Origin of the sequence: Cellulomonas sp. IC4_254, from assembly GCF_011603975.1 — a bacterium.
GTDB lineage: Bacteria > Actinomycetota > Actinomycetes > Actinomycetales > Cellulomonadaceae > Cellulomonas.
Genome location: NZ_JAANNB010000208.1, coordinates 1 through 6,559 on the forward strand (window position 1 = coordinate 1; position 6,559 = coordinate 6,559).

The following is a 6,559-nucleotide window of genomic DNA, read 5'->3' on the forward strand; positions in this document are numbered from 1 at the left end:
CCCGGTCGAGCCGGCGGAGCCGGTGGCGGCGGAGACCGCGGCGGCCCCGGCCGACGCGAAGCCCGCCCTCGACGTCCTCGCGGCGCTCGGCGACCTCGCCGCGCGTGCCCCGGAGCAGCCCGCGACGGCCCCGGCCGCCGGTGAGCCGCACCTGGAGCTCACCCAGGTCGACCCCGGCCTGTTCGAGCTCCCCGAGGCCGGCTCCGACCCCGAGGACGACGCGTCCTGACCGCCGCGGCGGCCCCTCGCCCGCGCGCGAGGGGCCGCCGGGCGCGGTTTGACCCTCTCGGAGGGTCTGCGTATCCTTGAACGTCGGTGCGCTCTGATGGTGAGCCCGGTTGCAACCGGATCGCTGCGCAGAGGCACCGTTCGTGCGTGACGCCCCAGCGGCGCCGACCTCCCGAGCTCCGCGGCCACCGCGGTGGCGCGCCGGGACCGGCAGCAGGGCGGGGCGCCCCTGAACCTGTAGTTCGACGAGCAGAGATGAGCAGCAACGTGGTGTACGCGATCGTGAAGGCCGGCGGCCGCCAGGAGAAGGTCGCCGTCGGCGACGTCGTCGTCGTCGACCGGCTCGCGGCCGCGGCCGGCGAGACCGTCGAGCTGCCCGCGCTCCTCCTCGTCGACGGCACCGCCGTGACGTCGGACGCCGCGGCGCTCGCGAAGATCAAGGTCACCGCGGAGGTCGTCCGGGACGAGAAGGGCCCGAAGATCGACATCCTGCGGTACAAGAACAAGACCGGCTACCGCCGCCGCCAGGGCCACCGCCAGGCGCTGACGCGCCTCAAGGTCACCGGCATCAAGTGACCTCGCGGGCCCGGCGGCCCGTGACACCCCCCGTAGACAGCACCGCAGGAAAGCGAGCCTGAGATGGCACACAAGAAGGGCGCGAGCTCCTCGCGCAACGGTCGTGACTCCAACGCCCAGCGTCTCGGCGTCAAGCGCTTCGGCGGCCAGGTCGTCAACGCCGGCGAGATCATCGTCCGCCAGCGCGGCACGCACTTCCACCCGGGCGTGAACGTCGGCCGTGGCGGCGACGACACGCTGTTCGCCCTCACCGCCGGTGCCGTGCAGTTCGGCACCCGTCGTGGCCGCAAGGTCATCGACATCGTGACGGCGGGCTGACGCCGCCGCACCCCAGCACGCTGGCCGGAGGGGCGCACCGCACGACGCGGTGCGCCCCTTCGTCCGTCCAGGAAGGAACCACCCGCACATGGCCGCGTTCGTCGACCGAGTCGTCCTCCACGCCAGCGGCGGTGACGGCGGCCACGGCTGCGCGTCCATCCACCGCGAGAAGTTCAAGCCGCTCGCCGGCCCCGACGGGGGCAACGGCGGCAACGGCGGCAGCGTGATCCTCGTCGTCGACCCGCAGGTGACGACGCTGCTCGACTACCACCACGCGCCGCACCGGCACGCGCCGTCCGGCACCCAGGGCATGGGCGACCACCGCCAGGGCTCCACCGGCCAGGACCTCGTCCTGCCCGTGCCCGACGGCACCGTGGTGAAGTCGACCGACGGCGAGGTGCTGGCCGACCTGGTGGGCGCCGGCGCCACGTTCGTGGTGGCCGAGGGCGGCCACGGCGGGCTCGGCAACGCCGCGCTGTCCTCGCCGCGCCGCAAGGCCCCCGGCTTCGCGCTGCTCGGCGAGCCCGGCGACGCGCGCGACGTCGTCCTCGAGCTCAAGACGATCGCGGACGTCGCGCTCGTGGGCTTCCCGAGCGCCGGCAAGTCCTCGCTGGTGGCGGCGATGTCCGCCGCCCGGCCGAAGATCGCCGACTACCCGTTCACGACCCTGGTGCCGAACCTCGGCGTCGTGCAGGCCGGCGACGCCCGGTACACGGTCGCCGACGTCCCGGGTCTCATCCCGGGCGCGAGCGAGGGCAAGGGCCTCGGCCTGGAGTTCCTCCGGCACGTCGAGCGGTGCGCCGTCCTGGTGCACGTCCTCGACTGCGCGACGCTGGAGCCGGGCCGGGACCCGCTGACCGACCTCGACGTGATCGAGGCCGAGCTCGCGGCCTACGCGGGGGACATCGGCATCGAGGGCGGCCGGGTGCCGCTGACCGAGCGCCCGCGCATGGTCGTGCTCAACAAGATCGACGTCCCAGAGGCCCGGGAGCTCGCCGACCTGGTCCGCCCGGACCTCGAGGCGCGCGGCCTGCGCGTGTTCGAGATCTCCACCGCCAGCCATGAGGGCCTGCGCCCGCTGACCTTCGCCCTGGCCGAGGTCGTCGAGCAGGCCCGCCGGGACGCGCCCGCCCCCGAGGCGACCCGCGTCGTGCTGCGGCCGCGGGCGGTCGACGAGGCCGGGTTCACGGTCGCGCGCCGGCAGGACGGCGACCACGAGTACTTCCAGGTCCGCGGCTCCAAGCCCGAGCGCTGGGTCCGGCAGACCGACTTCGCCAACGACGAGGCCGTGGGCTACCTGGCCGACCGGCTCGCGCGGCTCGGCGTCGAGGAGAAGCTGCTCAAGGCGGGCGCCGTCGCGGGCGCCGAGGTCGTCATCGGCGACGGGCCGAACGCGGTCGTCTTCGACTGGGAGCCGACCCTGATGACCGGGTCCGAGCTGCTCGGCGGGCCCCGCGGGTCCGACGCCCGGCTCGAGGAGTCCAGCCGGCCCACCCGCGGGCAGAAGCGCCAGGAGTACAAGGAGCGGATGGACGCCAAGGCCGAGGCCCGCGCCGAGCTCTGGACGGAGCGCGAGGCCGGACTCTGGCGCGAGGACTGACCCCGGGTCTACCCCGGTCTCACCCCGTGAGTGGAGCGTCCTGCCCGACACGCCAGCGCGTGTCGGGCAGGACGCTCCAGTCGTCTCCACCCCAGGCCGCGTCCGGTCCGCGGGCGGTCGCCGCCCCGGACCCCGGGCACGGGGGATGATGCTCCCCGTGAGTGCCGCCGCGCTGTCCGACCGCCGCCTGCTGCCCGAGGTCCGCCGCGTGGTGGTCAAGGTCGGCTCCTCCTCGCTGACCGACGGCACCGGCAAGCTCGACCCGGCCCGGCTGCGGGCGCTCGTCGACGTGCTGGCCGCGCGGGTGAACGGCGGGCACCAGGTGGTCCTGGTGTCGTCGGGCGCGATCGCCACCGGCATGGACCCGCTCGGCCTCGCGCAGCGGCCCCGGGACCTCGCGACCCAGCAGGCCGCCGCCTCCGTCGGCCAGGGCCTGCTGGTCGCGCACTACACCCGCGCGTTTCACGAGCACGGCCTGCGCGTCGGCCAGGTGCTGCTGACCGCCGACGACACCATGCGCCGGACCCAGTACCGGAACGCGCAGCGCGCGCTGGAGCGGCTGCTCGACCTGGGCATCGTGCCGATCGTCAACGAGAACGACACGGTCGCCACGGACGAGATCCGGTTCGGCGACAACGACCGGCTGGCGGCGCTGGTGTCGCACCTGGTGCACGCCGACGCGATGGCGCTGCTCACCGACGTCGACGGCCTGTACACCGGCCCGCCCAACCGCGAGGGCTCGCGCCGGATCGCCGAGGTGCGCGGGCCGAAGGACCTCGACGGGATCGACGTGTCCGCGCGCGGGTCCCGGGTCGGGACGGGCGGCATGGTCACGAAGCTGGAGTCGGTGGCGATCGCCACGGGCTCCGGCGTCCCCGTGGTGCTGACTTCCGCGGCCCAGGTGGCCCCGGCGCTGGCCGGCGAGGACGTCGGCACCTGGTTCGCGGCGACCGGGAAGCGCGCGTCGACCCGGCTGATGTGGCTCGCGTACGCGGCGCGCACCCACGGGCGCCTCGTGCTGGACGACGGCGCGGTCACGGCGGTCGTCGAGCGCGGCAAGTCGCTGCTGCCGGCCGGTGTGACGGCGGTGCACGGCGAGTTCGAGGCCGGCGACCCGGTCGAGATCGCGGCGCCCGACGGCACGGTGGTGGCACGGGGTCTGGTGGCCTACTCGTCGCAGGAGGCGCCCGACCTGCTCGGCCGGAGCACGACCGAGCTGCGGGCGGAGCTGGGGGAGGGGTACGACCGGGAGCTGGTGCACCGGGACGACCTGGTGCTGGTCCGCCGTCGGCGCTGAGCGCGCGGTGGCGTGCGGCGTGCTGGACGGGCTCGTGCGCTGAGACATCCGCCGGACGGTCCCGCGTCCGGGACTAGGCTGGTGCGATGACCACCTCGCTCGACGCCCCGGCCACGGACGGGGCCGCCCAGCCCGCCGCCGTGCCCGCCGCGCCGTCGGCCGACGACGTCACCGCCCAGGTGCTCGCCGTGGCCCGGCGCGCCAAGGCGGCGTCCCGCGCCCTGGCCGTCGCCACCCGCGGCGCGAAGGACGCGGCGCTGCACGCGCTCGCCGACGCCCTCGTGGCGCACGCCGACGTGATCGTCGCCGCCAACGCGGAGGACCTGGAGCGCGGCCGCGCGGACGGGATCTCAAACGGCCTGCTCGACCGGCTCGCGCTGACGCCCGCGCGCATCGAGGCGATCGCCGGCGCGCTGCGCGAGGTCGCGGCGCTGCCGGACCCGGTCGGCGAGGTCGTGCGCGGTTCCACGCTGCCGAACGGCCTGCGGATGCGCCAGGTGCGCGTGCCGATGGGCGTCGTCGGGATGATCTACGAGGCGCGGCCGAACGTGACCGTCGACGCGGTCGGGCTCACCCTCAAGAGCGGCAACGCGGTCGTGCTGCGCGGCGGGTCCGCGGCGGCCCGGAGCAACGCGGTGATCGTGGACGTGCTGCGTGCCGCGCTCGAGGAGCGGGGCCTGCCCGCCGACCTCGTGCAGTCGGTCGACGCCTGGGGCCGCGCCGGCGGCGTCGCGCTCATGCACGCCCGCGGGCTGGTCGACGTGCTGGTGCCCCGCGGCGGTGCCGGGCTGATCCAGACGGTCGTCCGCGAGGCCACGGTGCCGGTCATCGAGACCGGCGTGGGCAACGTGCACGTGTACGTCGACGCCACCGCCGACCCCGCCGTCGCGCTGCCGATCCTGCTGAACGCCAAGACGCAGCGCGTCGGGGTGTGCAACGCCGCCGAGACGCTGCTCGTGCACCGCGCCGCCGCCGACGCGTTCCTGCCGTCCGCCCTCACCGCGCTCGCCGAGGCCGGTGTGACGGTGCACGGCGACGCGGCGACCGCCGCGGCGGCCCCGGCCGGGGTCGACGTCGTGCCCGCCACCGACGAGGACTGGGCCACCGAGTACCTGTCCCTCGACCTCGCGGTCCGCGTCGTCGACGACTTGGACGCCGCCCTGGAGCACATCCGCACGTGGAGCTCCGGCCACACCGAGGCGATCGTCACCCGCGACCTCGCCGCCTCGGAGCGGTTCGTGGCCGAGGTCGACTCCGCCGCCGTCATGGTGAACGCCTCCACGCGGTTCACCGACGGCGGACAGCTGGGGCTCGGCGCCGAGATCGGCATCTCCACCCAGAAGCTGCACGCCCGGGGACCGATGGGCCTCGGCGAGCTGACCACCACCAAGTGGGTGGTGCACGGCGACGGGCACGTGCGGCCCTGACCGCGTGTCCGGCGGGCGACCCGCCGGACGTGCGACACTTGACCCTCACTTCGACCCGTCCGGGAGGACCACGTGAACGCTGCGCTGCGCGTCGCCGAGACCGCCGCCGAGCACACGACCGAGCTGCCGTTCTCGCCCGTGGTGTTCGGCATCACCGCCTTCGGCGTCCTCATCGCCCTGCTGCTCGTGACCTTCGCCTTCCGGAGCGTCGGCACGCGCCACGACTGAGCCGCCAGCAGACGGGGACCCGCATCCGATGACGCAGCGACGAGCCCGGCTGGGCGTGATGGGCGGCACGTTCGACCCCATCCACCACGGCCACCTCGTCGCCGCCAGCGAGGTCGCCGCGCGGTTCGACCTGGACGAGGTCGTGTTCGTGCCGACCGGCGCCCCGTCGTTCAAGCAGGACGTCGACGTCACGCCGGCCGAGCACCGCTACCTCATGACCGTCATCGCGACGGCGTCGAACCCGCGGTTCACGGTCAGCCGGGTCGACATCGACCGGCCCGGCCTGACCTACACCGTCGACACCCTGCGGGACCTCGCGCACGAGCGCCCCGACGCCGACCTCTACTTCATCACCGGCGCCGACGCCATCGAGCAGATCCTCACCTGGAAGGACTCGCCGGAGCTCTTCGAGCGGGCGCAGTTCGTGGCCGTGACCCGGCCCGGGCACACGCTGACGACCGACGGCCTGCCCGCCGACCGGGTGAGCCAGTGGGAGATCCCGGCGCTCGCCATCTCGTCCACCGACGTGCGCGCCCGCGCGCGCGGCGGCAAGCCCGTCTGGTACCTGGTGCCGGACGGCGTCGTCCAGTACATCGCGAAGCACGGTCTGTACCGGGGAAGCCAGTCATGATCCACGAGATCACGCGCTGCGTCCCCGGTCCCGAGGAGGCCCCGAGATGAGCTCGTCCGGCAGCCCGCTGACCCGACGGGAGCTGCGGGAGCGCGAGGCCGCGCGGCTCGCGGAGCAGGAGCGCGCGGCCGCGGCGGCCGCCGCGCCCGAGGCCGGGCAGGCGACGCCGCCGCGCGGCGTCGGCCGGGCGACCGGGAGCCCCGCGACGCCGGCGCCCGCCGCGCGCGCGACCCCGGCCGCGCCCGCGACGCCCG

Annotated in this window: 8 protein-coding genes and 1 pseudogene; all 9 read left to right on the plus strand. The window is 75.2% G+C overall.

Annotated elements, in window-relative coordinates; translation table 11 throughout:
• Positions 1-229, plus strand: a 229-nt coding sequence (locus G6556_RS16160; RefSeq protein ID WP_205693616.1) for a hypothetical protein, incomplete at its 5' end; no start/stop codon positions are given.
• A gap of 266 nt (positions 230-495) precedes the next feature.
• A complete protein-coding gene (rplU, locus tag G6556_RS16165) occupies positions 496-804 on the plus strand; it encodes a 50S ribosomal protein L21 (RefSeq protein WP_203670265.1) in 309 nt (102 codons plus the stop codon).
• A gap of 63 nt (positions 805-867) precedes the next feature.
• A complete protein-coding gene (rpmA, locus tag G6556_RS16170; protein ID WP_166943732.1) occupies positions 868-1,122 on the plus strand; it encodes a 50S ribosomal protein L27 in 255 nt (84 codons plus the stop codon).
• Positions 1,123-1,210: 88 nt separating this feature from the next.
• The gene (gene obgE, locus G6556_RS16175) at positions 1,211-2,722 is read left to right on the plus strand and encodes a GTPase ObgE (protein WP_166943734.1); all 1,512 of its coding nucleotides are present in this window, start codon (positions 1,211-1,213) and stop codon (positions 2,720-2,722) included.
• A gap of 148 nt (positions 2,723-2,870) precedes the next feature.
• Entirely contained in the window at positions 2,871-4,019 is a 1,149-nt protein-coding gene (gene proB, locus G6556_RS16180) for a glutamate 5-kinase (RefSeq protein WP_166943736.1), read from the plus strand.
• An 86-nt stretch (positions 4,020-4,105) separates the two neighbouring features.
• Complete coding sequence (locus G6556_RS16185) at positions 4,106-5,446, plus strand: glutamate-5-semialdehyde dehydrogenase (RefSeq protein WP_166943738.1); 1,341 nt, start codon at positions 4,106-4,108, stop codon at positions 5,444-5,446.
• A 72-nt stretch (positions 5,447-5,518) separates the two neighbouring features.
• Positions 5,519-5,674: a hypothetical protein gene (locus tag G6556_RS16190; protein WP_166943740.1), complete on the plus strand. Its 156-nt coding sequence runs from the start codon at positions 5,519-5,521 to the stop codon at positions 5,672-5,674.
• 28 nt (positions 5,675-5,702) lie between these two features.
• A complete protein-coding gene (gene nadD, locus G6556_RS16195) occupies positions 5,703-6,305 on the plus strand; it encodes a nicotinate-nucleotide adenylyltransferase (protein ID WP_166943742.1) in 603 nt (200 codons plus the stop codon).
• A gap of 46 nt (positions 6,306-6,351) precedes the next feature.
• Positions 6,352-6,559 (plus strand): annotated as a pseudogene (locus G6556_RS16200) (hypothetical protein); the annotation flags it as partial.

Coding starts and splice junctions, on each gene's coding strand:
- obgE (WP_166943734.1), top strand. CDS start 1,211: ATGGCCGCGTTCGTCGACCGAGTCGTCCTCCACGCCAGCGGCGGTGAC.
- G6556_RS16185 (WP_166943738.1), top strand. CDS start 4,106: ATGACCACCTCGCTCGACGCCCCGGCCACGGACGGGGCCGCCCAGCCC.
- proB (WP_166943736.1), top strand. CDS start 2,871: ATGCTCCCCGTGAGTGCCGCCGCGCTGTCCGACCGCCGCCTGCTGCCC.
- nadD (WP_166943742.1), top strand. CDS start 5,703: ATGACGCAGCGACGAGCCCGGCTGGGCGTGATGGGCGGCACGTTCGAC.
- rpmA (WP_166943732.1), top strand. CDS start 868: ATGGCACACAAGAAGGGCGCGAGCTCCTCGCGCAACGGTCGTGACTCC.